At 45.0% G+C, this 25,338-nt stretch carries 23 protein-coding genes; 15 read left to right on the forward strand and 8 right to left on the reverse strand.

The features are described 5' to 3' along the window. Window positions 1–24: 24 nt before the first annotated feature. A complete protein-coding gene (locus JNN12_04205) occupies window positions 25–954 on the reverse strand; it encodes a sugar kinase (protein ID MBL7977520.1) in 930 nt (309 codons plus the stop codon). A 227-nt stretch (window positions 955–1,181) separates the two neighbouring features. Here JNN12_04205 and icd point away from each other — a divergent pair, with 227 nt between their 5' ends. Continuing rightward, window positions 1,182–2,417 carry an NADP-dependent isocitrate dehydrogenase gene (gene icd, locus JNN12_04210; GenBank protein MBL7977521.1) on the forward strand — a complete coding sequence of 412 codons (1,236 nt, stop codon included), beginning with the start codon at window positions 1,182–1,184 and terminating at the stop codon, window positions 2,415–2,417. Between the two features lie 54 nt (window positions 2,418–2,471). On the opposite strand, the gene JNN12_04215 is transcribed toward icd, so the two are convergent. From JNN12_04215 to JNN12_04235, 5 genes are all read right to left on the reverse strand, one after another. Then, window positions 2,472–3,263, reverse strand: a complete 792-nt coding sequence (locus JNN12_04215) for a nucleotidyltransferase domain-containing protein (GenBank protein ID MBL7977522.1) — start codon at window positions 3,261–3,263, stop codon at window positions 2,472–2,474. A 65-nt stretch (window positions 3,264–3,328) separates the two neighbouring features. After that, the gene (gene secG, locus JNN12_04220; GenBank protein ID MBL7977523.1) at window positions 3,329–3,679 is read right to left on the reverse strand and encodes a preprotein translocase subunit SecG; all 351 of its coding nucleotides are present in this window, start codon (window positions 3,677–3,679) and stop codon (window positions 3,329–3,331) included. 125 nt (window positions 3,680–3,804) lie between these two features. Next, window positions 3,805–4,626, reverse strand: coding sequence for a DUF4097 family beta strand repeat protein (locus tag JNN12_04225; GenBank protein ID MBL7977524.1), 822 nt, complete (start codon window positions 4,624–4,626; stop codon window positions 3,805–3,807). Window positions 4,627–4,634: 8 nt separating this feature from the next. After that, window positions 4,635–5,441, reverse strand: coding sequence for a HEAT repeat domain-containing protein (locus JNN12_04230; protein MBL7977525.1), 807 nt, complete (start codon window positions 5,439–5,441; stop codon window positions 4,635–4,637). Window positions 5,442–5,456: 15 nt separating this feature from the next. Continuing rightward, window positions 5,457–6,014 carry an RNA polymerase sigma factor gene (locus JNN12_04235; protein ID MBL7977526.1) on the reverse strand — a complete coding sequence of 186 codons (558 nt, stop codon included), beginning with the start codon at window positions 6,012–6,014 and terminating at the stop codon, window positions 5,457–5,459. Between the two features lie 169 nt (window positions 6,015–6,183). Here JNN12_04235 and murA point away from each other — a divergent pair, with 169 nt between their 5' ends. The 5 genes from murA (at window position 6,184) to JNN12_04260 (ending at window position 12,600) form a co-directional block, all read left to right on the forward strand. Next, window positions 6,184–7,497, forward strand: a complete 1,314-nt coding sequence (gene murA / locus JNN12_04240) for a UDP-N-acetylglucosamine 1-carboxyvinyltransferase (protein ID MBL7977527.1) — start codon at window positions 6,184–6,186, stop codon at window positions 7,495–7,497. 3 nt (window positions 7,498–7,500) lie between these two features. Beyond that, window positions 7,501–8,226 carry a carboxy-S-adenosyl-L-methionine synthase CmoA gene (cmoA, locus tag JNN12_04245; GenBank protein MBL7977528.1) on the forward strand — a complete coding sequence of 242 codons (726 nt, stop codon included), beginning with the start codon at window positions 7,501–7,503 and terminating at the stop codon, window positions 8,224–8,226. Between the two features lie 8 nt (window positions 8,227–8,234). Further along, window positions 8,235–9,230, forward strand: a complete 996-nt coding sequence (cmoB, locus tag JNN12_04250) for a tRNA 5-methoxyuridine(34)/uridine 5-oxyacetic acid(34) synthase CmoB (GenBank protein MBL7977529.1) — start codon at window positions 8,235–8,237, stop codon at window positions 9,228–9,230. A gap of 87 nt (window positions 9,231–9,317) precedes the next feature. Next, window positions 9,318–10,808 (forward strand): phytoene desaturase, encoded by a 1,491-nt coding sequence (gene crtI, locus JNN12_04255; GenBank protein ID MBL7977530.1) that lies wholly within the window; start codon window positions 9,318–9,320, stop codon window positions 10,806–10,808. A 139-nt stretch (window positions 10,809–10,947) separates the two neighbouring features. Then, the gene (locus JNN12_04260; GenBank protein MBL7977531.1) at window positions 10,948–12,600 is read left to right on the forward strand and encodes a CoA-disulfide reductase; all 1,653 of its coding nucleotides are present in this window, start codon (window positions 10,948–10,950) and stop codon (window positions 12,598–12,600) included. A 61-nt stretch (window positions 12,601–12,661) separates the two neighbouring features. Here the strand turns inward: JNN12_04260 and JNN12_04265 are convergent, their stop codons facing one another. Together JNN12_04265 and JNN12_04270 are read right to left on the reverse strand one after the other, a co-directional pair. Next, window positions 12,662–13,876: a glycosyltransferase gene (locus JNN12_04265; protein ID MBL7977532.1), complete on the reverse strand. Its 1,215-nt coding sequence runs from the start codon at window positions 13,874–13,876 to the stop codon at window positions 12,662–12,664. Window positions 13,877–14,199: 323 nt separating this feature from the next. Further along, window positions 14,200–14,823, reverse strand: coding sequence for a helix-turn-helix domain-containing protein (locus tag JNN12_04270; GenBank protein ID MBL7977533.1), 624 nt, complete (start codon window positions 14,821–14,823; stop codon window positions 14,200–14,202). A 433-nt stretch (window positions 14,824–15,256) separates the two neighbouring features. On the opposite strand from JNN12_04270, the gene JNN12_04275 reads away from it, so the two are divergent. The 9 genes from JNN12_04275 (at window position 15,257) to JNN12_04315 (ending at window position 25,313) form a co-directional block, all read left to right on the forward strand. Next, window positions 15,257–16,270, forward strand: coding sequence for a hypothetical protein (locus JNN12_04275; GenBank protein ID MBL7977534.1), 1,014 nt, complete (start codon window positions 15,257–15,259; stop codon window positions 16,268–16,270). A gap of 28 nt (window positions 16,271–16,298) precedes the next feature. Beyond that, window positions 16,299–16,958, forward strand: a complete 660-nt coding sequence (locus JNN12_04280) for a DUF4230 domain-containing protein (GenBank protein MBL7977535.1) — start codon at window positions 16,299–16,301, stop codon at window positions 16,956–16,958. 12 nt (window positions 16,959–16,970) lie between these two features. Beyond that, window positions 16,971–17,636: a hypothetical protein gene (locus tag JNN12_04285; GenBank protein ID MBL7977536.1), complete on the forward strand. Its 666-nt coding sequence runs from the start codon at window positions 16,971–16,973 to the stop codon at window positions 17,634–17,636. 14 nt (window positions 17,637–17,650) lie between these two features. Then, on the forward strand, window positions 17,651–18,292 hold the full coding sequence (locus JNN12_04290; protein ID MBL7977537.1) for a histidine phosphatase family protein: 642 nt from the start codon (window positions 17,651–17,653) through the stop codon (window positions 18,290–18,292). 187 nt (window positions 18,293–18,479) lie between these two features. After that, window positions 18,480–20,030, forward strand: coding sequence for a serine hydrolase (locus tag JNN12_04295; GenBank protein MBL7977538.1), 1,551 nt, complete (start codon window positions 18,480–18,482; stop codon window positions 20,028–20,030). Window positions 20,031–20,037: 7 nt separating this feature from the next. Beyond that, entirely contained in the window at window positions 20,038–21,027 is a 990-nt protein-coding gene (locus JNN12_04300; protein MBL7977539.1) for a metallophosphoesterase, read from the forward strand. A 186-nt stretch (window positions 21,028–21,213) separates the two neighbouring features. Beyond that, window positions 21,214–22,638, forward strand: coding sequence for a T9SS type A sorting domain-containing protein (locus JNN12_04305; protein MBL7977540.1), 1,425 nt, complete (start codon window positions 21,214–21,216; stop codon window positions 22,636–22,638). A gap of 21 nt (window positions 22,639–22,659) precedes the next feature. Then, window positions 22,660–23,322, forward strand: coding sequence for a DUF1287 domain-containing protein (locus JNN12_04310; GenBank protein ID MBL7977541.1), 663 nt, complete (start codon window positions 22,660–22,662; stop codon window positions 23,320–23,322). Window positions 23,323–23,501: 179 nt separating this feature from the next. Beyond that, entirely contained in the window at window positions 23,502–25,313 is a 1,812-nt protein-coding gene (locus tag JNN12_04315; GenBank protein MBL7977542.1) for an acyl-CoA dehydrogenase family protein, read from the forward strand. Window positions 25,314–25,338: the final 25 nt, after the last annotated feature.

Genomic DNA, 25,338 nt, shown 5'->3' on the forward strand with positions numbered 1-25,338 from the left:
CCGGGCTTACTTGTTCAAAAAGTGTTAGATGGCTTCGTACACCTCTTCTGGAATCGCCCCTAACATTCGGAACCGGTCTGCCCGATGAAGAATCTCGCTTCGGGTTAGGTGCAAAAGGCGGTCTGGGCCAAATGCTTCTACATTGAAAGAGGCCATCGTAGAGCCATAAATAACGGCCAGTTTTAAGGACTCGAAGTCATAGCTTCGCACAGAGGCCAAATAGCCTACAAAACCACCTGCAAACGAGTCACCGGCACCTGTTGGATCTACCACGTCTTCGATGGGGAGGGCTGGTGCCGAGAAAATGGCTTCTTCACCAAAGAGCAAAGCGCCATGTTCACCTTTTTTGATAACCAAGTACTTCGGTCCCATGGCGCGGATGATGCGTGCAGCCTTGATTAGATTTGGTACATTTGCCAATTGTCGGGCTTCTGCATCATTGATAATTAATACATCTGCCCGTTCTAATACGGCGCGTAATTTGTCTGGCGTCCGCTCAATCCAATAGTTCATGGTGTCTAAAACCACCAGTTCTGGTTGATGAAGTTGGTTCAAAACATTCAATTGAATACTTGGGTCTAAGTTACCCAAACATACAATTTCACTGTTTAAATAGGATTCGGGCAGTTTAGGGTCAAAAGTGGCCAGAACGTTCAAGTCTGTTTGAAGGGTATCCCGATTGTTCAAGTCCATATGATATTTGCCTGACCAAAAAAATGTTTTCCCGGTCGGGTCTATGATCAGACCATCGGTGTTGATCCCATTTTGATGAAACAGGTCTATATCCGATTGCGGGAAGTCGCTTCCTACTACTGCCGAAAGCCGAAGTTCATTCGTGAAATACCGGGCAGCCAAGGTAATGTAGGTGGCACTACCACCCAAAATACGATCCACTTTACCGAAAGGGGTTTCTATTGCGTCGAAGGCAACTGTGCCAATGGCCAAAATGCTCATGATCAAGCGAAGGGTAATTGAAAAAGGGTGGCACCGAGTTGTGCCTGTTAAATCTAAGGCGGGTATTGGATAGCATTAAATAAGTTTAGGTAAAAAAGGACGAATCACCGAATTGTAAAGAGGAACGGTATGGACAAAATTTTGAAAGAAAGTTAGCACGAAGCAAAGGTTTTCTGTCTTACCTTGCTAAAAAGCCTTTTTTCATTAACTTATTATTTCTTCAAAATATGTTTAAAGACCTTACACCGCCCGCCAATGGCAGCAAAATCTCCATCTCGAATGGTGTGCTCCAAGTCCCGAACGATCCTATTATCCCATTTATCGAAGGAGATGGAACCGGACGCGATATTTGGCGCGCATCTCAGTATGTTTTTGATAAAACGGTCGAAAAAGTGTATGGCGGTTCGCGTAAACTTAACTGGTTCGAGGTATATGCAGGTGAAAAAGCCTTTAATCAGTTTAATAGTTGGATGCCTGAAGACACCCTAACGGCCATTCGGGAATACTTGGTGGCTATCAAAGGACCACTGACCACTCCTGTAGGTGGGGGAATTCGTTCGTTGAATGTGGCTCTAAGACAAGAGTTGGACCTCTATGCCTGTGTGCGTCCGGTACAATATTTCACTGGCGTTCCTTCTCCGGTCAAACAACCGGAATTGGTGGACATGATTATTTTCCGTGAAAATTCAGAAGACATCTATGCTGGTATTGAATATCAGGCTGGGACACCGGAAGTAAAAAAAGTGATCACCTTTCTCCAAGATGAAATGGGCGTAAAAAAAATCCGTTTCCCTGAAACCAGTGGAATAGGGATTAAGCCTGTCTCCCAAGAAGGGACGTATCGCTTGGTTCGTGCCGCCATCGAATATGCCATTAGCAACAACCGTAAATCGGTGACGTTGGTACATAAAGGCAATATCATGAAATATACCGAAGGTGGGTTCCGTGATTGGGGTTATCAGATTGCAAAAGAAGAATTTGGCGCAGTGGACTTAGATGGTGGGCCTTGGCAGGTTCTCCCCAATGGCCTCATTATAAAAGATGCCATTGCGGATGCATTCTTACAACAAATCTTGCTCCGTCCATCGGAATATGATGTTATTGCAACGCTGAACCTGAATGGAGATTATCTCTCGGATGCCTTGGCAGCGCAGGTAGGCGGTATTGGGATTGCACCGGGTGCTAATATCAACTATGTCACCGGACATGCTATTTTTGAAGCAACCCACGGAACAGCGCCAAAATATGCTGATCAGGATAAGGTAAACCCCGGATCTGTGATCCTTTCGGGCGAAATGATGTTCCGTTATATGGGTTGGAACGAGGCCGCAGATGCGATTTTGGCTTCTCTTTCCAAAACAATCGGGCAAAAAACCGTTACGTATGACTTCCACCGCTTGATGGAAGATGCCAAACTGCTGAAGTGCTCCGAATTTGGCAAGGCTATGGTGGCCAACCTCTGATATGCACGATTCGCAAAAAACGCCCTTCTTCCACTTAGAAGTCGGGCGTTTGCTTTATGCCATATCTGCAATGGTGTTCCCAAAAGACTCGGTTAAAATGTCTGTGAACAAACGATCTAATGCTTGGGTATCGGGCATTGAAGTGTCTTTAACTTGTTGTAAATATTTGGTATAAAACGAAATTTTATCTCGAATAAAATCCAACATGTATTCATCCGCAGGCTGTAAGGCCATCTCCGCACCCGCACGCTTTAGGTGAAGAAGATGGGCTACACGCTCCAAAAGTTGAGGGTTTTTTACTTGTTCGTTCAGCAATACCTCGAATTCTATTGGAGGCATATCTTGCTTAGAAACAATCCAGTCACAGGCCAAAAGGGGACGCAAAACATAAAAATACCGTTTTTGTGCGACAAATGGCTTTTGCAAATATGAACGAAAATTGCCTTCTGCCATATGAAAATAGTGCCGTAGTGTAGATTTGGGACTGAAAAAATGCTTTGACAATAGACGTAGCTTGGAGGCTAACGATCCATTTTCCTCATAAATCAGTGGGCTTGATAACCATTCCAACAAAGGAGGATTTGACTTGCGGAACAGTCGTAAGGTTTTTTTAAGTTCCCAACCAGCAAGGTCTAACCCATTGGACAACATTTTTTCGATACTGTCTTTGAAGGGGTCTATGCATAAATATTTTTTGGTGCGATGAATGTATAAAAACCGCACATCCCAATCGCTATCAGGTGAGGCAAATCCCCAAGCCCTGCTTCCGGATTCCACGGCATAGAGAATACGAATATGGTGCTCTGCCTCTAGTTGGCGCAGAGCGTTTGAAATTTCGTGGTTCATGATGGACGATAGGTTATAAAAAAAGCCGTCCCAAAGGAACGGCCTGCTCAAGCAAATGCGTAAACTTAGTTGCTCGTAGCGGGTTTTGGCGTGCTGGCCGGAGGGGTTGTTGCAGGCGGCGTGGTCGTTGGGCGCGAGGCTGGGGCTGTGGTGGTTGTCGGCGCCTGAAGGACACGCTGGGTATCGGTTTTATTGACTGCCAAGGGAGCCAATATGCAGCATAAGATGAAAATTCCTGCACCTACCCAAGTTGCTTTTTCCAAAACATCCGGCGCTTGACGCGAACCGAGTAATTGGGTGGTGTATCCAGCTGCAGCTACGCCAGCAAGTCCATCCCCTTTCCCACTTTGCAGCAAGACCACTGCAATAATAAATAGGGCCGTAAGTGCAATAAAAACAATCAGTAAGGTGTACATTTTTTCAGATTTTGGGCGTATAAAACGCGAAGAAAAAATCAATTCGTATATGTAGCTCGCTAAAATAGGAAATTTATGACCGATTTACAAGCAGTCCAAAAAAATGTCTGCATAAATTAAGGGGGTTATTTTCTACGTAGCCAGATATCGCCATTAATAGATGAAAGTTTGACCGGAGTACTTCCACTACCAATGGTACCTTTTATAACCCGCTGGCCCCAGCCTGTGGGTTGGTTGTTCCGGATGATTTTAAAATCGGAATTGATTTCACCCTTGTACGTCTGAAGGTTAACCGTGGCTTGTAATCCAGGAGGCATCCTAACATCCACATCGCCATTCATGGAAACAAGGCTGATACTTTTGCTGGCAAGTACGCGGTTAAAGGAAGCAACAATGTCCCCATTTTGGGTATTTACCAACACCGAATTGGCCATGTCGAACAATGAAACTTTGCCGTTTTTATTGGTCACTTCTACTTCCCCCTGGATTTTCTGTATGGTGATTGGCCCTCCCAAAGAGGAAAGGATGAGCTTGGTGTTCGAGGGCATCTGTACATCTACCGACATGGGGTCGCTGAAATCGCGTCGGTGGGCTGGCCGGATGATGCGTAACACATTGGCCGCTTCCGAGAACTCTAAGTCGGTACTGCGTGCCGTTCGGGAAACCCCATTTCCGGCGGAAGCCAATGGTTTTTCTTCTACTTTGTACACCACGATCACCTTTCTTCCCTGGGTTCCTGTTATGGTCACATCGCCGTACCACAATTCCATGCGGATCGTTCCAGGTTTATTCGCATTGCTAAACGTGACTTCCCGCCGAAATGTTTGGGCAATGGCTGCATGTTGAAAAAGGATGATGACCCCGCAGACAAACACCAAGTGGACGAAAACATAACGTCTTAGCCCGCGTGGTTGATAGAGAAGTTTCAAAAACATCAACTGATTCATGGGTGCGATTACGGTTGTTGTGGCGCTTTAAGCGTTTGAAGGCGTTGACTAATTTGCTCCCGAAGGATGGGTTCACTGGTTTGGTCTTGCACTTCTTCCAGCATACGGACCGAGGATTTTTCTTTTGATTGAGCCAACATTTCGATAAGTACACTCTGCACAATGGGTGAAGGCTGTTTGCTAAAACTTTCTTCTACTTGCTTAATTAAAGCAGGGTTTCCTTGTACATAATACATTAAAGCATCGGCTGCAGAGAGGCGAACGTTAACGTTTGGGTCATTGTTTAACAAACGAAGCAGTACCGAAGTTGCAGTTGGTTCGGGGATATTAATGGTACGTATCCGATCTATACCAGCCAAGCGGTCTGAGGCAGAGGCTTGTTGCAACATAGAGGCGGCCATTTGATCTTGTAGGGCATACACATCGCGTCTAAGTTGCTCAAAATCTCCTTTGGTATTGGCAGGGGAGAACGCTACACGCCCAATCAACAGCCCCGTACAAATACATACAACCCCAAAGCCCAATTGCCATGCCATTCTGGGACTGAAAATATGCGTTATTTGCTGCTTGATGCGAGACCACAGAGGTCTTTGGGGGTGCTCCCAAAGCCGTTGCGCTTGGGTTTCTTCCTGCAAAAGGCGGTAAAATCGTAGAGAAACTTGTGGAGAAGGCTGCTCATCGGGCCATTCACGCAAGGTTGACCACAAAAAGTGATACTCCCTTAGCCGTTTTGCGTCATCGGGGGAATACTGATCGGGAGGCATCTGCTCATGGCGCCAACGATCGGGCCATTCATGTTCTTGCAAAGCATTCATAGGTTTCGCGCTCCTTTAAGACCCTTTTTCGTGGGTTAGGGCTATGTAGTGGGTTCTAAGGGCTTTCATTGCACGGTGTACCCTTACTTTAACAGCGGCCACCGAGCAATTGAGCATCGTAGCAATTTCTTCGTATTTCATGTCGTGATAACGGCTCAAGACCAAAACTTCGCGGTAATCGGGGGAAAGCCGAGCAAGGGCCAAGCGGACAAAGTGCGCTGCTTGACTGTTTTCCAACGTGCCTTCCCAGTTTTCATCCGGGATTTGGGCCAGTGTTTGTTCTTCAATGCCATTGACCTCTCGCTTGGTTTTCCTAAAATGATCCATACATATATTTCGGGCGAGGTTGAAAATCCAGCCCTTAAAAGTTCCTTCTCCACGATAAGTGTGTCGGTATTTTAGAACCCTCATAAAGACATCCTGAACAAAATCCTCGCTCATCGCCCGATCATTCGTCAGGCGAAGGAAAAAATTAAACAAAGGTATTTGATACCGTTCGAACAAGATGCTGAGGTAGTGCAGTTCGCCCTCCCGAATGGCCAACATCAGTTCGTTCTCGTTGATTTCGCTCACGTTTTTTGGGTGGAAAGTGAACTTTGTGATCTGGACGCCCTTGCCAAGCAGATGGTTACAGGCATATGAGGGGCGTTTGTAATTATCGTGGAAAAATCACCGCACAGATGGAGTGCCGAAAATGATTTTCCCTATCTTCATGTTATATGATCTTTCAACAAAAGAATGAATGGAAAAACTTATTATTGAAGGTGGGGCTCGACTTCATGGACAAATTCCTGTATCCGGCTCCAAAAATACAGCACTTACCTTGATGTCGGCAGCCCTTTTGGCTGATGGCCCGCTGAAACTTTCAAACATTCCGGCTTTGCGGGATATTAGTACCTTTTCGCAGGTGATTGGTTTTACTGGAACAGAAATACGGTACGATCCGATAACGCATCAGCTTGAAATGGACCCTACTTCTCTTACAAGGTTCGAAGCACCTTATGAATTGGTGAAAAAAATGCGAGCCTCGTTTTATATGCTTGGTGCGCTATTGGGCAAAGGCGGTACAGCACGTGTCTCCTTGCCAGGGGGATGTGCTTGGGGTCCTCGGCCAGTGGACTTGCACCTGAGAGGGTTGGAGGCTTTGGGGGCTGAGATTAAGTTTGAACATGGAAATGTGGTGGCACATGCGCCGGGTGGAAGACTACGGGGCGGTATTTTTCGGTTCGAGCCGTCTAGTGTTGGGGCGACGGTAAATCTTTTGCTGGCAGCCGTAACCGCCAAAGGGTATTCGCGCCTCGAAAACGCCGCATGTGAACCAGATGTAGTTGTTTTTTGCGAGTTGCTTACTGCGATGGGGGCGCACATTGGCGGTATTGGCACGCATACCTTAGAAGTGGAAGGTGTTCCGGTGCTTCGGGCGGCTGATTTTGTGAATTGCCCTGACCGAATAGAACTGGGTACATTTATGTTAACAGCTGCAATGGCTGGCACGCCCGGTGGGGCCATCCGGATGACTGGTGCAGAACCCAAACACTTGGGTGATGCGTTCCTGACGGCATTTACCCAAACAGGCACTCCATTTAGTTGGGGAAGTGACTTTGTGGAAGTGGTCACGCCAGAAAATATCCAGCCTGTCAACGTAGAAACGGGCATTTATCCAGGCTTCCCAACAGATCTTCAGGCACAGTGGACGGTGATGATGACACAGGCAGACGGCAATTCCAAGCTTCGTGATACAGTTTATACTGATCGGTTTAAGCACATTCCGGAATTGATGCGCATGGGTGCCAATGCCATCGTGGTAGGGAGCGAAGTGGTTATTCAAGGCAGTACGGCTTTGCAAGGCACACAAGTGATGAGTACCGATCTTCGGGCCAGTGTTTCGTTGGTCATGGGGGCGTTGGTTGCGGAAGGTGAAACACATGTACATCGGATTTATCACCTTGATCGCGGATATGAAGATATTGAAGGCAAACTTACAAGGGCGGGTGCTGTTATCAGAAGGGAAACGTATGATGAATGGGCTGGCCCAAATGAAGGAAATGAAGGATGAGTTATGATGCAAGATGTGCTTTTTAGCCAACCGATGGATCCCGTTGCCGACTTTGTATTTGATGAACGGGTTGTGGCCGTTTTCCCCGATATGATCCAGCGATCTGTTCCGGGATATGCGCACGTACTGGCCATGAGTGGGGTTTTGGCCGGATATTTTGCGCAACCACATTCTCAACTATATGATTTGGGTTCCTCTTTAGGGGCAACTTGCCGGGCCATTCAGGCACATGTAAACGTGGAGGGCTGTATGTTAACAGGGGTAGACAATGCCAAAGCAATGGTGGACGCCTGCAAAGAACAATTTTCCACAACAACAGGTAAACTTCCGGTTCGTTTTGTTTGTGAAGACATACGTGAGGCCGCCATTTACAATGCCTCGGTAGTCACCATGAACTTTACCTTACAATTTGTACCGCTTGCCGATCGGGAGCCTTTGCTTCGGAAAATTCATGCAGGAATGGTATCGGGTGGCGTTTTTATTATGTCAGAAAAAATAGCTTTCGATGACGAAAGTAAACAAAGGTTTTTTACTGAATTACATCATCACTTTAAGCGGTCAAATGGATATTCTGAATTGGAAATTGCCCAGAAAAGGGCTGCCATTGAACAAGTAATGATTCCTGAAACCATTGAAACACATCTGAAAAGATTCAAGACAATAGGATTTAAGACATGCGAGGTTTGGTTTCAGAGCCTGAACTTTTCGGCTTTTCTGGCAATCAAATAAACCAACCCATGTTGCCTCGTAATGCCCACTCTTTTTTGCAATCGGCCTACCAATATTTGGCGGAATTATTATCTGAAACTCCATTGCAAAATTGGAATTTTGGACAGGAACCCGGCCTATTGAAGGCTTTTCGTCATGGCGATTTTCCACGTTGGGCATTTGCTTTAGAGGATGTTCGGCAGGTGGCCACTCATTGGGAAGCACATGGCCCAATCGTCCTGTTTGGAGAAAATCCGTTATTGCTAAAAGAAGAAGCATTGTTTATTCAACAACTCCGGCAGTTCCATCCTTGGCGCAAAGGCCCATATGAACTTTTTGGTGTAAGGATCGAGACCGAGTGGCGTTCAGACATGAAATGGAATCGTATTTATCCGCATCTCTCGCCCCTGAATGACCGCATGGTTTTGGATATAGGGAGTGGAAATGGGTTTTATGGCTGGCACATGGTTAAGGCAGGGGCAAGACAAGTTTTGGGGGTGGATCCCTTTCTTTTATTCGTTTTGCAGTGGGCATTGATCGCAAAAATGATACCGCTTACCGATCGCTTCCGAAATGTGGTCTTGCCGTTTGGCGTAGAGGCAATTCCCAAAAACTGCATGGCTTTTGATACGGTGTTTTCTATGGGGGTTTTGTATCATCGCCGCGATACAAGGCAACATCTTACAGAATTAGTTGGATTTTTGCGGGATGGGGGCGAGGTGGTGCTGGAAACGTTAGTTTTGGAAGGCGATGATAAAAAATGTTTATATCCATCTAATCGTTATGCTAAAATGCGTAATGTTTGGGCTATTCCAACAATTTCGCTTTTGGAGGAGTGGATGTATGCGGCTGGTTTTCAGAATGTAAGAACAGTGGATGTAACACGAACTACGGCTCAGGAACAACGTAGGACAGACTGGATGACCTTTGAATCTCTGTCCGATTTTTTGGATCCGGAAGATGCACAAAAGACCATCGAGGGACATCCTGGACCCGTTCGTGCAGTACTTCTGGCCAATCGTTAGGTCTTTCTGGCCCCAACCGGATGGGAACAATCGCTCTAACGCCGTGCTTTCAGGTTGAAATTCATCAACCATTTTCTGAATAAAAATATGCCAAAAGCAATTGTAATCGGTTCAGGCTTCGGCGGCTTGGGTGTGGCAATACGTTTACAGGCCCGTGGATTTGAGACCGTTATAGTAGAAAAAAACACCAAAGTAGGCGGACATGCCTATCAACTCACCAAAGGTGGGTATGTTTTTGATATGGGGCCTTCGCTTATTACTGCGCCCGACATTATCCGTTCGGTCTTTACTGCTGCTGGCGAACGGATGGAAAACTACTTAGACCTCATCCCTTTGGATCCCTTTTACCGCGTTTATTTCCATGACGGGACATACTTAGACTATAATGGAAGTGCGTCTAATATGAAAACCCAAATGGCACGATATAACCAAAAAGATGCAGAGGAAGGCTATGATCGGTTTATGAAAAAGAGTAAAGCCCTTTACGAAGCCGTCATTTTGGAAGGGCTTGGTTCTTCTCCTTTTATGACTGCAAAATCCATGTTGGATTTTACACCTAGAGCCATAAAATTGGGAGCGTACCGGACATCATACGGAATGGCAAAAACGCATTTTAAGGACTTTCGGCATCGGTTTATGTTTTCATTTCATCCACTATTTATTGGGGGAAATCCGTTCCGCGCACCTGCTGTTTATCAAATGATTCCTTATCTTGAAAAAGAAGGCGGTGTGTGGTTTACAAAAGGAGGAATGTATAGTGTTATTCAGGCTTTAGAAAAGGTCTTCCGGAAACTGGGAGGAGAAATAAAAACAAATGCAGAAGTGCGAAAAATTTTGATAGAAAATAGCCATGTCACAGGGGTACAAACCACACATGAAACTTTGGAAGCAGACCTTGTGGTCTCTAATGCCGACATTCTGCATACTTATAGGGACTTGATTGATGCAAAGTGGAGAAAAAAATGGCATAATTCCAAAATAGACAAGACAGACGTGGCGATGGCATGCTTTCTGATATATATGGGAACCAAAAAACAGTTTCCAAAACTTTTGCATCATACCTTGATTTTGTCGGAACGGTATAAACCCCTAATTCAAGACATCTTTGATAAAAAAATCCTTCCCGATGACTTTTCCATGTACCTCCATGCACCCACACGAACAGACCCAGATATGGCCCCTCCTGGATGTGAAAGCCTATATGTGCTGATTCCTGTGGCGAATAACCTTTCCGGCATTGATTGGGAGAGTAAAAAACAAGAATTTGCCGATAAAATCCTTCATTTTTTGGAGTATGACTTTGGTATGGAGGGCTTGGCACAAAATTTAGAGGTCTTAGAACTTTTTACGCCCAACGATTTTCAGAAATTCAGGAATAGTACCTTCGGTTCTGCTTGGGGAGTGGAGCCTAAACTCACCCAAACAGCCGTTTTTCGGCCTCATAACCGAAGTGAAGATGTCGCTGGATTATACTTTGTAGGGGCAAGTACCCATCCCGGTGCTGGTGTTCCTGGTGTACTTCTAACCGCCGAAACAACGGAAAAAGTGATTTTGGAAGATTTTTCTGAAGTCGCCTAAGTTGGCATCAAGACGATGATTAAATGTTGAAGAGCCGATGCGGATGAGGTGAAAACAGCATCAAAAAAAATGGTTTGTCTTTACTTGTTACTACAAGTTGGTATTTTGTTTCTATAAACAAAAACAAAACAAACCCATTATGAAAATATTGATTGTAGGTGGCGTTGCAGGTGGCGCGACTGCTGCTGCTCGGATGCGTCGGCTCGGAGAAGAGCATGAAATCGTCTTGTTTGAAAGAGGTGGCTACGTGAGCTTCGCGAATTGTGGCCTTCCCTATCACATTGGGGAAGTCATAAAAGACCGTGAAAAACTATTGCTTCAGACTCCTCAAAGCCTAAAGGAACGGTATGGATTGGATGTTCGGATTCGTCAGGAAGTGCTGGCCATTGATCCGGAAAACAAAAATATACAGGTTAAAAATCTTACCACAGACGAGATCTATACCGAATCCTACGATAAACTGCTATTATCCCCCGGCGCTGCCCCATTTGTTCCGCCAATCCCAGGCATTCAGTCTTCTAAAATTTTCACATTACGAAACATCCATGACATGGATAAAATTATAGAATCTGCCCGAAAAGCCAAGCATGTGGTAGTGGTGGGAGGCGGATTTATTGGACTGGAAGTGGCCGAAAACCTAATTGAAGCGGGAAAAGCTGTGACATTAGTAGAATTAAGTAATCAGGTGATGGCGCCAGTGGATTTTGAATTTGCGCGAATGGTAGAAGGTGTCGCAAAGTCTCACGGTCTATCGGTAAAATTAAATGCAGGTGTCACGGCATTCGAAGAGTCGGCGAATGGTATTTCTGTTACGCTGAATTCCGGAGAAACCATCGAAACGGAGGGTGTTGTATTTGCTATCGGAGTTCGCCCAGAAAATGCTTTGGCACGTCAGGCTGGCCTTGAAATTGGGCAAACAGGCGGCATTAAAGTAAATGCCTATCTTCAAACCTCTCAGCCGGATATTTACGCGGTTGGGGATGCCATAGAAGTCTCGCATCTTGTGGGCGACCAAAAAGTCCTGATACCGTTGGCGTGGCCTGCAAATCGTCAAGGCAGAATCGTGGCAGACAACATGATACAAGGCCATCGCTTTACATTTAAGGGTGCGCTGGGCACCTCGATCTTGAAATTTTTTGAGTACACCGTAGGAGCAACCGGGCTGAATGAAAAAACCTTAAAACGGTGGAATATCCCATACAAGACCATCACAGTGACGCGAGGCAATCATGCGGGGTATTATCCCGGATCAACCAATATCGTTCTAAAACTGATTTTTTCCGAAAAGGGAGCACTCTTAGGGGCACAAGCGTTTGGAAAAGAAGGAGTGGACAAACGGATTGATGTGATCTCCACGGCCATTAAAGGGAAACTGACTGTTCACGACCTTGCCGATATCGAAGTGGCTTATGCACCTCCTTATAACTCGGCGAAGGATCCGGTTAATATTGCGGGATATGCAGCCCAAAACCTTTTAGAGGGCACACTGAGAACCATCAACGTGGAGGATCTGCCTACATTCCTTAAACAGGACGGGGTGGTCTTGGTTGATGTTCGTACTGCGAAAGAGTTTGATAATGGACACATTCCAGATGCCATCAACATGGAGTTGGATACCCTCCGAGAAAATATTTCCTTCTTCGATCCTTCCAAAACCTATGTTTTGACCTGTCAGGTAGGACTGCGAGGCTATTTGGCGCATCGTATTTTACAGCATCATGGCATTGCCTCATACAGCTTAAATGGCGGTTACGGACTTTGGCAGGTGGTAAATGAAGGGAAAATACACTAACTGTTTTACTTATAGGCTGTAACGTTTCAAAATCATTCAGAAGAGGAGGTTAACTCCTCTTTTATGTTGCCTCTTCGGGCAAGCTTTTAAGCTGTTCAAACATTTTTTTTGCGAGCGCCTCCCAAGAGAATTGTTGGGCATATGTAAGCAAGACCTTACGCTGATCAACGGAAATACCCCTAAGGACAGCTTCTTTTGCGTTTGTTACCCAATCTTCAGGATCATCGGAGAAGACACAAAAGGGAAGGTTGGGCATTTCGCCGGGGGATGAGTGGGTGGTAGAGAGAAATGGTACGCCAAAAGACAGTGATTTCAATAGCTTGAGTTTGGAGCCAGTTGCATAAGGAAAGGGGAGAATAGAGAACGTTGCGTTTTGATATAGGTACAACAATTCTGCATCCGAGACATTGGCAAAAAGGTTCCATTTTTGGTCGTCACAAAGGTGTTGCACGGCCATTGTTGGGTTACTTCCGACGATGGATATTTCTAAATTGTGCTTAAAAGCAGCTTTTAGAGCTGGGAGGAATTGGTCGCGAAACGTGAAAAGTGCGTCCAAATTCATGGTAACGCTCAAAGAACCCGTAAAAATAAGGTGCAGCTTATCGGTTGGGGGTAGTGCATTGACGTGCGCTATTTGTATATCTACACCAACAGGCATCACAAACGAGCGGTGATTTGGGCTGATGGCGGCATACCCCAATTGGTCTCTTTCTGTACAGTGAAAGAACCAATAATCCGAAGCATGTTTCTGCATAAATTGCGTGGTCCAATTTTTAGAGGCCAATGCTGTGAAACGTGCAGGAAGGTTCGTAGCATGGTTTGCAAGATGCTGGAACCATTGAAAGTCATCATTGTGAGACTGAATGACAACAAAGCGGTCTTTTCCAGTAAAATTGAGTAAAGAGGTACTCCATAAATGACTGCAAACAATATTCTTAAAGACTGGGTCAGCCAAATACTGGGTAGCAAGTTGGCGATATATGGGCGTTAAAAACTTTTCGATAAGGTAATGTGAACGCCTAAATAAGGTCCTTAAACCAGCAATTTTTGTGTCTCGGAAGGTGTTCTCAAAAGTGCTTTGGTGTACCATCCGACCATTTTCATACCTTGTAATCGTATTTGCTCCTAAAATGAGGACATAGGGTACGTAGTGGCTTAAAGGCCCCCAATGTTCTGCGACCCCAATATCGCCTCCATTACGTAGCGGGTAAAGTAGATGCGGGGCAAGGACCAATAAGGGTGATGTACTATGAAAAGGTATTAGGGACTTGGTCATGAACAAGGATGTACGTAAAAAAATAATTTTTATGTAAAGTTAAATGTTTAATCTATGTGTTTGTATTTATTAGGCCTGGGTAATTACAGGGTGAATTTATAAGACCTATACTGTGAGCCACTTAAAGCTATAGTCCAATAAAGATAAGCGCATGGAAGCGGTACCCACCATTAATTTTGTGCAACGAGTTGGTGGCGTTTCATGGGAAAAGCGTAACCTCTTACTATACTCATAAATTAACACGCAGGTACACATAAGCCCGAATGAACAAAAAAGCCGCTCCTTTGTAAAAAGAAGCGGCTTGAAGCAATAAAATCACGTGCTCAATGGTGTTTCTCATAAACAGCAGCGAGGGCCAATTCTACAGCACCCATTACCTCGTTTATGCGACGGATAATTTGGCTGTTCAATTGTGGCTTCGCCTGAGATTCCGGCATGGAGACGGTGGCCTCAACCAAGCTGTTCTTAAAGAACGAGATAGAGTTGAGCATATCCGGCAAGGACATTTTGCCACGTACCATGATTTCTCCATAATGACGGCCAATTTCTTCTGCTTGGTCTAATAGGCGATGGGCTTGGAGGTCTTCGGCGCTAATAAACTGCATCATCACGTCCATCAACTGCTTGCCAAGACGGCGTAGCTCGATAGAGGTCTCCGAGCCAAAGCGGCTGGACCATGTGGAGCGTGTCATATGGATGGCGTCACGTGTGTGATTGAGGGCGTGACGTTGCCAACTGTCTTCGATTCCTTCGCGAATGTAATGACGACGGTGTTTACGGGCAAATTCTTCCAAGTCTTCGGGAGAAAAGCGACGGTGACCACCCGGAGTTAATAGGGTTGGAATTGCTCCTTGGTCAACCCAACGACGAACAGTAGTAAAATGCACGCCAAGTTGGTCGGCTGCCTCTTGGAGGCTTAGCCATTTTTTTTGTCTGTTACCTGCCATGGTAATGTTGTTTAGAATGACTTAAAGTGGGTTAAGGTAGTAATTTGGGGATGCTATGTAAGAAATGAAGTTAGCCCCAGTGGAATAAAATTCCTTACTGAAAGATAAATTACAACAATAATATACCAAAGTAAAGTATAAACGGGAAAGTGTGGAAAAAAAACTTTGTTTTGGGAGATACAAAGCCATTTTGGTTAAACAGATTCACAGTTTTTAATGGAGTACGTCCATAAAACCGAAAGAAGGTGTGCCCTTTTCTTGCCGATCATGCAACATCTAACCTCTTTTCTGGAGCATTCAATAAAAACCTATTCAATTCATGAGTGGGGTAATTGGAACGCACGGCCAAGGTCTTACCTTTAAATAAATCAATCGGTTAAGACTGTGTGTTAAATGATGTAATAAAAATTTGTTTTTTAAAGACTTAGAAAGTATGAGAAGAAAAAAAACCACCATCGAACAATTTCGGGATCGTCTGATTTCGCAGTATAATCAAAATCGGCCAGACACCGATCAAGTCAGCCGCTGGTTTATGATGGTCGTTGCGGTATGTATTTCTTTGTTGCTTTGGTTTACCCTTAATATGCGTAAATCTTATACTTATGAGGTGTCTCTTCCCGTTGTTTTACAGCAATTACCGGATGGATATATGCCGCTAAACGCTTTTCCAAAGGAAGTACAGGTAGAAGTATCGGGGGTGGGTTGGCAACTCTTGCAATTGTCCCAGCAGCCACCGCCCATTGGTGTGAATGTGAAAAATACAGGAAGTGCCCGACGGATTGACTTTCAGAAACTGATTCAGCCAAGGCAGTTTCCGATGGGGGTGAGTATTGTGAAGATTACACCTGCGCAGACTCTCTTGGAATTGGACAAAAAAACAACAAAGCGGGTTCCTGTTCAATTTCGGGGAAAAATATCGTATAGCACAACCTACGAAGCGGTGCGCAAGCCTGTTTTTGAACCCACCTATGTGACGGTTGTAGGCCCAGAACGAATTTTGCGGAATCTTTCCGTTTGGCCAATAAAAGAACAAAATTTTAAGAATGTACGTGCCTCCATAAATGAAATGGTGCAACTATCAGACACCTTATCGGGCTTGGTGGAGTCGAATATTTCAGATGCAATGTTGATCGTTCCTGTAGAACAATTTACAGAATCCTCTCGAAGCTTGCGTGTAGAAGTGACAGATCTTCCCGCAAATGTGAGCCGGGTTCAGTTTAATCCGCCTCAGGTTGAAGTGGTATATCGGGTGCCTGTTTCGCAATTCAAACAGGCAGAGGAGTCAGAAGGGTTTCGGGCTTATGTCTCCTATGAACGAATTGCTGCGGATTATTCCGATGGCACCGTAACGGCGTCTATCGAAACACCAAAAGGGCTAAATGTGCGTTTGAGCCGGGTAATACACCGAAAATTGTCATACTTTATTGTCCGTGATGAAGGCAATTAAACCCAACATCTAACCTTACCAACCACATATGTTTTTAAAAGGTCGTTATATCCTGCTAGGGGTGGCAGCCATTGTCCTGCTAATTTCTGGATCGGTGATCGGGTGGTCTATGCGTGGGATCACGTTTGGCCTCAGCAGCCAACAAGTCCGAGAAGTGGTCATGCGAACGTTACAAGTGGAGGCCGATACCACCTATTTGGTTACGGGTTATCTTGGCATGGAAGTCACGAAAAAGATATCCGACGATAAAACACTTTGGGGCATCCCAATGGGCACAACAGAAGTTCAGGTACGGGTCCCAGGACGTGTGACCTACGGGTTCCCAATTGGCCAGATTACATCGAAGGACATAGAGGTAACTGGTGAAAATATAGTTGTTTACATTCCGCCTGTGGGTATTTTTTCAGTGGAACCAGAGATGAATAAGATGGATGTTCAAACCAAGGTGGGATGGGCAAGGTTTCAAGCGTATAGTGGAAAGCACTTAGAGCATAAGGCTATTCGCAGCATACCAGACGAGATGCGCCAAATCGGTGAAGAGCGTTTGATAAAAGCAGAAGGGAAGGCTTCTGAAAACACGGTGAAAGCAATTCGTCGTATATTAGTACCTGTACTGACCGCAACCGGGATGCAAAATCCAACCATTCAGGTTCGATTAAAACGTGAATCTATCTTTCCAAAAGGATAAAGTAAAACCACAATGAGCCAATTTCAGTTTTCAGCGGGCGAGGCTGCATTAGAAAAATTAGAAACAGCGGTATATGTAGATACCCCACGCGGCATATTTGTGCCTTCATCGGGCATTCAATTTTTGGTCACCGAGGCCGAGTTAGACAAGAGTGTAGGAGAAGTCTTACGCCTAAAGCCGCTAACCTTTTTCATTCCCTTGGTTTCTGATTGGCATAAAACTGGCGGCACCATAGCACTTTGGGTCTTGCCACTCTTGCTGTTGGTTCTTCCCATCTACCCCCTGTCTCTAATATTGTCATTGATAACTTGGTTGCTCTGGGAATTGTATGCCCCACCAACGATCAGCGAAGGAAAAATGCGAATACTTCAGTTATTAGGCAAGCCTTGGCTGACCTTGGCCGTAAACATTGCAGTATGGTTTGCACTGGCCAACTGGTATCGCCTTACGAATCAAATTGGGACTTTAGAAGGTGTTTTGATGGGGCTGATTGGCTATGTTCTTTTACGCTTTCAGCTATTGTATAAAATGGTCGAAAATTGGTTACACCGGAGTTGGGAGAAAAAACTCGGGATGCCTATCGCCGATTTTTTGTTAAAAACCCTGCTTTATAAAGAAGCCCTAAGCCATAATATCAATGTTGAAGCAGCACGTAAGCTTGTAGAAGATAAGAACTGAGGATTTTGAGGTATATGACGACAATTTATTTGACTCGGCATGGTGAGACGGATTTAAACCGTGCTGGCATTGTGCAGGGGAGGGGAGTTAATGCCCCCTTGAATGAAAATGGGCTGCTTCAGGCGGAGGCACTTCGGGAGCGCTTATCCAATGTTTGGCTGGATGCGGTGTATTGTAGTCCGCTCCTTCGAGCGGTACAAACAGCAGAAACCGTAGTTCGGTCACATCCTTACCTGAATCCACGAAAAATGACAGACCTTGAAGAAATCTCTTGGGGAATTTGTGAGGGAAAACAACCGGATGAAGCCCTTCGTAAAGCGTTTGAAGAAGTGCGGTTGCAATGGCAAAAAGGTGATTTTGAAGCCAAAATATCTGGCGGGGAATCCGCTCTTGAAGTTGAAAAGCGGGCCAAACGTGCACTTATGAATATAGTTTCTCAGCATCACGGAGAATCGGTACTCATTGTAACACATGGTCGGTTTTTACGAGTATTGTTGGCGAGTATTCTTTCTGATTACGGACTTTCCAGAATGGAACAGATCAAGCATACCAATACATCGCTCAACGTTCTGACGTTTGATGGAAAAAGATTTCGGGCAGAGCTCTTGCATGATACGCTTCATCTTAAACATATTACGCATCTGGTTCATTCATGATTATGCTTAAAGCGCTTTATACCCTTTATTAAGACATGGTTTTTACTTGCATAGCATGAAAGGTGTACCGACCATCTTGCCATAAAAAATAATCGGGTGTAAATCTTTTCTTCAGAAAAATTGAGATTGTTAAGAAAAGGATTTAACTTCAAGAAATAGACAATGTCGAAAATGAACCCTATTTGTCATGAAGTTAACCCTACGTAAAAGGTTCTTTCTTCTTTGGGCCTTGTGTCTGACTCAGCTAAATGCCCAGCAACTTCCAGTAGGCTTAACCGACTTGGAAGCCTATGTGGGCGCGGCAATGGCCGAATGGAAAATTCCTGGCCTATCATTGGCCATCGTTCATCGGGGAAAGTTGGTCTATGCCAAAGGTTTTGGCGTTCGGGAAATTGGAAAGCCTGAAAAAGTTGATCCAGAAACCATTTTTGCAGTTGGTTCCAATACCAAGGCATTTACTGCATTGATGGTCTCTCAACTCGCTTATGAAGGAAAGCTAAGTCTTGAAGACCCAGTCCAAAAACACCTCCCCTACTTCACATTAAACAACCCTCATGCAACAGCCTTAGTTACCGTTCGTGATTTATTGTGCCATCGAATTGGTCTTGGAACTTGGCATGGAGATTTGGTGGCTTGGGGAAGTCGGTACGACCGCACCGAAATTCTCCGGCGCTATCAGCACATTAAACCGATTTATGGATTTCGTTCTGGATTTGGCTACCAAAACGTGCCATTCATGGCAGCGGGTGAACTGGCAGGTGCCGCTGCCGGAAGTAGCTGGGACGAGTGGGTGGTTCAGCGAATTTTCAGGCCATTGGATATGTCCCGAAGCGCCACAAGGCATGACGCCCTGCCGGAATTTGAAAATGTTGCTATGCCACATACAATCAATATAGAAGGCCAACTGACAGCAATACCTTATCGAAATATTAACAACATTGGGCCTGCAGGTTCAATTACTTCGTCGGTAGGGGATATGGCGCGTTGGCTGATGCTGCAAGCCGATTCCTTGGGAAAAGTGGACGGGAAGGAAATTTTTAAACGAGATGTGATTCGGAGAACACATTATCCCAACAATCTGATTGCATACATGCCATACGATAATCTGGACTTTCCCGAAACGCATCTCGGTGGGTATGCATTGGGGTGGTTTATCCGGGATTATCATGGTAAAGTTTTATTCGAACATGGTGGCGGTGTGGATGGGATGATATCCCAAACTGGCTTTATGCCAGAATTAAACCTCGGTTGGGTAATTCTAAGCAACTTGGATACGGGTAATTCGTTACCAACCGCTTTGATGTATTATATTGTAGATGCTTACCTTAACCGACCGAGAAAGGATTGGAGTAAATATTTCTTGGATCAGCAAAAGCAACAAGATGCGCAAAATGAGCGGATTTGGCGGAACGAAGAAAACCGTAAAAATCCGGAAAAGAAACCAAGTTTCGCATTGGCATCTATGTCGGGAGTGTATGAAAATGAACTCTATGGCCAAATTCAAATAGAAATTTTGGCCGACAAAATCCAGCTTCACTTATTGGCACATCCGGGTATCGTAGGCATACTTGAACATTGGCACAACGACAGATTCCTTGTAAGGTTTAATGACCCAGAATTCGGTCGGACTTTTATCCCATTTAAAGCCGAAAAAGGTGAGGTAAAGTCTTTTACCATACAAGTTCGTCCAGACTTTTTAGACCCGTTGGTGTATGCTTTTACAAAAAAGGTGGAATAAGGAAAAGATGAAAAGACGTAACGTTCTGATGGCCATCGGTGCTGCCGCTTCCGGTTTGGGGTTTTTAGCCAAAAGTTCTATTGCGGGCAAGATCAATCGGGGTGCTTTTTCGCAAGATGGGAACCAACTAACGTTCTATCACGACCAGATTAAAGAGCCTTTTAAGGTATTGGTGATGGCAGATACCCACTTGTTTCGTGATGATGACAGAGGGACGCCGTTCAAAGCGTTTAGTGGCCGAATGGCTAAAGCGTACAACCAAACGCGACATGTGAAGACGGGAAGTGTCACGAATCCGGAAACATGTTTTCTCGAAACACTCGCCATTGCACGTCAGGAACAGGTTGCATTTGTGGCGCTCCTGGGCGATATTTTTAGTTTTCCGTCCGAAGCTGCAATCGAATGGGCTGAAGCACAACTAAAAGAAAGCCAACTCCCCTATGTCTATGTGGCTGGAAATCATGACTGGCACTATGAAGGCATGGAAGGTTCTTTAGAATTGTTGAGGCGTTCATGGGTGAATAATCGCTTGCTCCGGTTATACCAAGGGGAAAATCCACTGATGCAAGTTCGGGAGGTTGCAGGTGTACAGTTTGTTTTGCTTGATAATTCTTATTATGAAATCTTGCCGGAACAACTCGCTTTCACAAGGAGCGCACTTCATTCTGGAAAACCAACCGTTTTGATGATGCACATCCCTTTGTATGCGATGGGGCGAAAAGTGGGGTATGGTTGTGGGCATCCTGATTGGAATGCTCAAAATGATCGCAGCTATCAGTTGGAGCGGCGCGAACGGTGGCCTGAAGAAGGGCATTCTGCAACAACCATTCAGTTCTATACGGAGGTGACCCAAGCACCAAATGTATTGGCTACGATAAGCGGACACATTCATGAACCAACGCTTGACCTTATTAATGGAATGCCCAGTGTTGTGACCGATGCCAATGCTCGAGGCGGTTATTTGAAGCTAGCATTTGCACCTCAAAAGAAAGAATGAGCAATTACTGATAAAAGTCTTGTATGTGTTTTTATATTTATTTATATTTCTAAGCACGTAAAAAATTAGGTGTCATAAGGTCTAATTTTTTATGTAATACTGCATTTTACAATGTAACTAAACCTAATAATACAGGTTTATACCAATGATATAAATATAGCTGAATACCTAAAAACACGTTATCCTATGCTGAAAATAATATCTTCCTTGTTCATATTTGCAAGTACCTTTTTTGCCTTTGTTTTTGCCCAGTCGCCGCCAGATTTAATAGACGATATTACTTGGAGCGCTGGAACTTCTACGGTTACGGATATTTCTAATGCATTTAATGCTGGCCGAAGGGGGGAAGAAACACAGTTGGGGCTTACCAGTAACATACTGGGCAACCTCACTATGCCCTCTCAGTCCGTTTGGGATGCAATGAGTTTTAACGAAAAAGGATTCTTTTTGGTGAATGCAGAAAGAACCGCTCGTGCTAATGTCAACTATGGTGGAATGGCCGTGAAGGGTCTGCCGTTGGAAGGCATAAATGATGAACTTACAAACACAGCCCAGTCTTATGCCGATTATTTAATCTCGGTCAACCAATTTGCGCATAATGCAACTCCGGCACACCCATTAGGATTAGATCCCTTTACGCGGGTTGAGAATACGATCCCAGCAAACTGTAGAGAGTTTATCGCCTACTCCGAGAATCTTGCGGCGTTCTGGAGTTCGGGTTCTTCAAATCCTATGCCCATTGAACGTGCTATTTTTGGATGGATTTATGAAGACAAAGGCTCTGCTTGGGGGCATCGCAGGTTGGTTTTGATCCAAGATTACCAGTTGGGTGGCAGTGCAGGAGATACAACAGGGTTTGATAACAACTACGGGACTTCATCTTCGGAAGGATTTCTGGGTTTTGCAGTTGCGAATCATGCTGCGTATAACCCATTTGGCTTCTCTGGCATGAATATGGGGACCGTTATTGTGATGTTAATTTTTGATCCCCAACCTACTTGTTCTGTACCCCTTCCGGTTACCCTCACTTCCTTTACCAGCGTTTTCGAAAATCAGCGCGTAGCATTAAAATGGGAAACCACTTCAGAACCAAATTTCGATGGTTTTTGGGTTGAAATTGCAGAATTAACACAGCAAGGAGGAGGCCCCGAAATGGGAATGTTTCGGTCTATGGCCTTCTTGCCCGCCAAAGGGACGCCAGAAACCGGGGCCACCTACAATTATCAGCCAGGCGAGTTGGCCCTTGGAACCTATTTTTTTCGGCTAAAAAAAGTGGATAAAAATGGTTTGGCCTCCTATACATCCACCCAACGCATCGAAGTTTCTAATCTTCCAGAGGGTTATCAGATTGGCGGGGTTTACCCCAATCCTTTCGGTGAACACCTAACAGTTGAGGTGACGGTGGCGAAGCAACAACGAATTGATTTTCAGGTGTTGGACCTACAGGGGCGCCAACTGCTTTCCGCCGGCTCACAAGAAGTCTCTCCACTGGTTCGCTACCGAAAAAGCATGAATCTCAATGGACTGGCGCAAGGCACGTATTTCTTGCGAATCCACGGAGAAACATTTACCAAAACACTGTCTATTACCCATGTTAGGAAAACGAAATGACGGTTTAGCTTGGGTGATTAGATGAAAAGAAATGCAGCAGCGGCGATTATGGCGCTTTTGTTAGTATCCGGTACGGGATGTTTTCCAGAATCAAAAGATGATCCACAAGACGAGGCTGATACTGCTCCTGCCGCTGCTCCTATTCGGCGTGTAGCCATTACAGATCCTGTTGTAGAACGACTCATTACAGCAGCGCTTCAACAAATTGGCCATACAACTGGATATGATCCCGCTTATCGGACGTTGTCTTATCCTAATGGAGATGTACCGATTCACACCGGGGTCTGTTCGGATGTGCTGATTCGCGCATTGCGGTCTATTAACATAGACCTCCAAAAAGAAGTACACGAAGACATGCGAAAAAGTTTTGGAAAATATCCCCAACTTTGGAACATGTCCAGGCCCGATCCAAACATAGACCATCGCCGTGTACCCAATTTAGTGCGGTTTTTTCAGCGAAAAGGCTGGGAAATACCTGTATCCCAAGAAGCACGTCATTATAAACCTGGTGATATTGTCACTTGGATCATCCCACCAAGCCTCACCCACATTGGCCTTGTTACAAACCGGATTGCGAAAGGGGATCGGCTCATGGTGGTACACAATTATGGATTTGGAACGGTCGAGAATGATGCCTTATTTCTTTGGAAGCAGACGGGCCATTTTCGGATAACCCAAGATTAGCATATTTACTCCCTTTCTTTTTTAATTTGTATTCTTGTTAAATTCATCTTAACACTGTTAACTTGTTGTGCCGCATTGCGTTAAATTGTCCAAAAAGCCCTTTCATACACGAACAACCCGTTCGAGGGGCACAAAGTTGTATAGATTTTTTCATTTTCCACCGCTTATCCAATACGATCATGATGCAGACAGCCCCAACCGCTGAACTTCTGAAAGGAGGAATGTTTTTAACCGTTTCTGGCGCTCCAGAGGAGGTTTTTATTCCGGAGGAAATCAACGAAGAACAACAGATGATCTTGCAGATGACCAAAGATTTTTTGGAGCAAGAAGTGTTCCCCCAGCGGGAAAAGATCGAAAAGCAGGCTGAAGGAGTTACACCCGAATTGCTTAGGAAAATGGGAGAACTTGGGTTATTGGGGGCACACATGCCCGAAATGTATGGTGGAACAGCCTTGGATACCAATACCAATACCTTGATAGCAGATGTAATGGGGCCTGCAGGCTCTTTCAGTGTTGCCTTAGCTGCCCATACAGGGATCGGGATGTTGCCCATTCTATATTTTGGCACCGATGTACAGAAAGAAAAATATTTACCTGGGTTAATTTCTGGTGAACTAAAAGCCGCTTATTGTCTTACAGAACCAGCAAGTGGCTCGGATGCCTTGGCAGCCAAAACCCATGCTGTCTTAAGTGATGATGGTTCCCATTATATACTCAATGGCCAGAAAATGTGGATCACCAACTCCGGATTTGCAGATGTATTTATTGTATTTGCAAAAATAGATGGGGAGAAGTTTACCGGTTTTATTGTAGAAAAAGAATCTGCGGGGCTCACTTTGGGTGCGGAAGAAGACAAAATGGGGATCAAGGGGTCTTCTACACGTCAGGTATTTTTCGAGAATGTGGCGGTTGCTGTAGATCAAGTGCTGGGAGAAATTGGGAAAGGCCATCTAATCGCTTTTAATGTGCTCAATATCGGTCGGTATAAATTGGGCGTACTTTGCACGGGAGGTAGTAAAGGTGTCCTTACTGAAGCCACTCGTTATGCCAGTGAGCGTTTTCAGTTTGGGCAACCCATTGGTAATTTTGGTGCGATTCAGTATAAGTTAGGTGAAATGGCCACACGAATTTTTGCCAGCGAGAGCGCCATTTACCGCGTCTCCAACCAAATGCACTTACAAAAAGAGGCCTCTGTTGCTTCGGGAAAATCATATACCGAAGCAATGTTGGACGCTGCAGAGGAATACGCCATCGAGTGCTCCATTCTTAAAATCTTGGGGTCAGAAGTCTTAGATTATTGCGTGGACGAAAATGTGCAAATACATGGTGGGATTGGCTTCAGTGAAGAATATCCTGCTGCAAGGGCATATCGCGATAGCCGGATTAACCGCATATTTGAGGGTACGAATGAAATCAACCGCTTATTGATGGTGGATATGTTGCTTCGTCGTTTTATGAAAGGCGAAATAGATTTGTTAACCCCTATTTTTGAGGTACAAGACGAGGTGTTGTCGGGTCATTTGGGTACTAACCGCCCTAAAGAACGATATGCCGCAGCACAATTCCAGGTGGCCCAACTGAAGAAGGTATTTTTGCTTACCATTGGTCATGCACTGACAGCACAGACAGAAGGCAAGTTGAATCTGAAAGAAGAGCAGGAAATCCTCATGAATCTCTCAGACATCATTACCGAAATATATACCACAGAATCGGTTTTATTGAGGATTGAAAAATTGCATCAGATTAAGCCAGAGGAAAATTTCTCGGTCTATGAAGCCATGCTGGATTTGGTTTTATTGGAGGCATCCCGCAAATGCCGCAACTTGGCAACAGATGCCTTATCTGCTTTTGCTGAAGCAGGGTTGCTTGAGGACATTCTGGCTGGCATCGAAGGTTATACGCAAATGCCTGTGATCAATGTAAAGGCTGCACGTCGTCAGGTTGCAGACCAATTACGCAAACAAGGTGGTTGGTGTTTTGGGATTCGATAACGAGGGCGTAATAGCTGACATGGGT

This window comes from Bacteroidetes Order II. bacterium, from assembly GCA_016788705.1.
Classification (GTDB): domain Bacteria; phylum Bacteroidota; class Rhodothermia; order Rhodothermales; family UBA2364; genus UBA2364.